Origin of the sequence: Vibrio splendidus 12E03 (genome assembly GCF_000272105.2) — a bacterium.
Taxonomy (GTDB): Bacteria; Pseudomonadota; Gammaproteobacteria; order Enterobacterales; family Vibrionaceae; genus Vibrio; species Vibrio splendidus_I.
On sequence record NZ_AJZD02000260.1, the window covers coordinates 1 to 1,998 of the forward strand.

General features: G+C 44.5%; 3 protein-coding genes. All 3 read right to left on the reverse strand.

What is annotated here, in order from left to right; all coding sequences use genetic code 11:
• Positions 1–175 precede the first annotated feature (175 nt).
• Complete coding sequence (locus A142_RS16285) at positions 176–559, reverse strand: hypothetical protein (RefSeq protein ID WP_019819881.1); 384 nt, start codon at positions 557–559, stop codon at positions 176–178.
• Complete coding sequence (locus A142_RS16290) at positions 559–738, reverse strand: hypothetical protein (RefSeq protein WP_016783612.1); 180 nt, start codon at positions 736–738, stop codon at positions 559–561. The genes A142_RS16285 and A142_RS16290 overlap by 1 nt, the downstream gene beginning before the upstream one ends.
• Positions 735–1,998, reverse strand: a 1,264-nt coding sequence (locus A142_RS16295) for a rolling circle replication-associated protein (RefSeq protein ID WP_019819885.1), incomplete at its 5' end; no start/stop codon positions are given. The genes A142_RS16290 and A142_RS16295, both read right to left, overlap by 4 nt.

Consider the following 1,998-nt stretch of genomic DNA (forward strand, 5'->3'; position numbering starts at 1 on the left):
TGGCCGTTGCTTCGCCTGCCAATAAGGCAGCTTGTTTAGCATCGGTTTTTTGTTCGGATTGGGAAGGATCGAAATCTTCTTCGCCAAGTTCGGCCAACAAAGCAAGCTCTTCACTTTCGTCATGCTGCTCTAGTTCTTCAATTTCGATTTGGTCTAGTTGTTCTGTTTGTTCCATTTACGCCACCACTTTGATTGTTTTGATTACACCACCGAAGAACAAGCCAAGCACCGCACCAATACCAACGCATTTAACGGTTGTGATTGGCTTTGGTTCAGTCTCATTTTTTGGTTTAGATTCCGTTTCTTTTTCCTGTTGGATTGCCATTGGTTGTGCTTCCACAACTGGGTTATTGATTGCTTCGATATCTGCTTGAACCTCTTCCAAGGATTTAAACGCTTTCATTTCGGCTTGAGCCGCTTTACCTGTTCGCGTATCAGGCCCACATTCACAACGGCCATGAACAAACGCCGCACGTTTTCCTTTGCCTTGCTTAATCGCTTTTGGTTGTGAGCAAGTTCGGCATTGCACATAACCTAATATTTGGGTTTCATTTTCCATTAGCCGTTTTCCTTTTCTAATGCGTCTAGACGTTGATTAAAGGCTTTAAAAAGCCAGATAGTTTTCACTAACCAAGGTTTGATAAAACCAAATCCCATTGGGGGCTTATATGCTTGCGATTCCGAATCCATTTCATTCAGCAAACGGGTTGTTTCGCTTTGCAGTGTTTTTTCCGTCATTGGATTACCTGTTGTTGATAATATTGCTCTACTTCGTTCATGGCCTGACCGAGTAGCTCTTGTTGAATTTCGTAAGGTGGTATTGGTGGCAAATCCTGATTTAGCAGACTTAACCAATTAGCCTGATTGACTTGCCAACGCTGAAAGGCTTTGCGGTAGCGGTCTTTTGCTTCAAGGCGTATATCATCTAAATACGCATCCTCTGTCGTCATACTCCAACCGCGAGCCCCTGCCGCCCACTCTAAAAATTGATTGGCCTTTTCCTCGTAAGTCTCCCCCTCAAAACTGATAGAAAATTGATTGTCCGAACTGGCAAATACGCCGCGACTGCTCAAGCGTTCTTTCTCTTCTCTAACTTCGCTACCGAGTTTTTTCATTAACCGATTGAGCTTGCCAACGGCATCAAACTTGCGTTGTTTTTTATTTATATCTGCGGCCTTTTTAGCCTCATTTAATTTGAGTTGCTTTCGAGCAATATCCCGCTTAATCGGTGCTTTCCATTGCTCTAATCGATACCCGCACTCTTTGATAATTCCCGTCATGTTAGAAACATCGAAACTCGCGAGAGCCTCCCACTCAGGGGCGCGACTACAACGGGCGATGTTATAGCGATTACCTTTAATTAAACCTTGGTCAGCGTTGCTACCTTTCGCGGCATAACCGATCGCCTTAATCAGGTAACCCGCCGCCGCGTCTTTGTGCTGAATGCGTTGAAGATTTGCCATGCCATGACCCCAAAGCCGTTCAACACGCTTTGCCCATCCTTGAAAATGTTCTTTTGGTACGTGGTAATTCAATAAAATATGAACGTGTGGATTCGGCTCACCGTTTTCATTCGCAGGGCATTCAGCAACCCAAACATAATGAAAGTCGAAAGGCTTTTTCGTTGCTCCGTGTAGCTCTTGGGTATGCGTTCGAATCTGCTTGTTTTCGTCTTTCGTTCTCCAGATAGCTTTCAATGGGCGCCCTTGATTACCCTGCACAACCACTTTGTCAGTAAGTGAAAGCTCACCCACCTCTGATGGTTGATATTCAAAACCTCGCTGATACATTTTTTTAAGGCCATCAAGAAAACGAGATACTTCTTTTCCTATGGTGGTTTGAATAGGGCAATACGCTAAACCCTCATCGGTCAACGCTTCACCGCCGAACAAATGCTTTCGCTGTTCTTCGGTAAAAGTTAAGGTCAGAAACGTAGTAAAACCGCCATGACAAGTAGCGACATACGCCCCCGCCTCAAAGATTTTCTTAACTGCGTTT

Excerpts from the sequence above, each read along its gene's own strand:
- A142_RS16285 (WP_019819881.1), bottom strand. The coding sequence starts at position 559 with ATGGAAAATGAAACCCAAATATTAGGTTATGTGCAATGCCGAACTTGC.
- A142_RS16290 (WP_016783612.1), bottom strand. The coding sequence starts at position 738 with ATGACGGAAAAAACACTGCAAAGCGAAACAACCCGTTTGCTGAATGAA.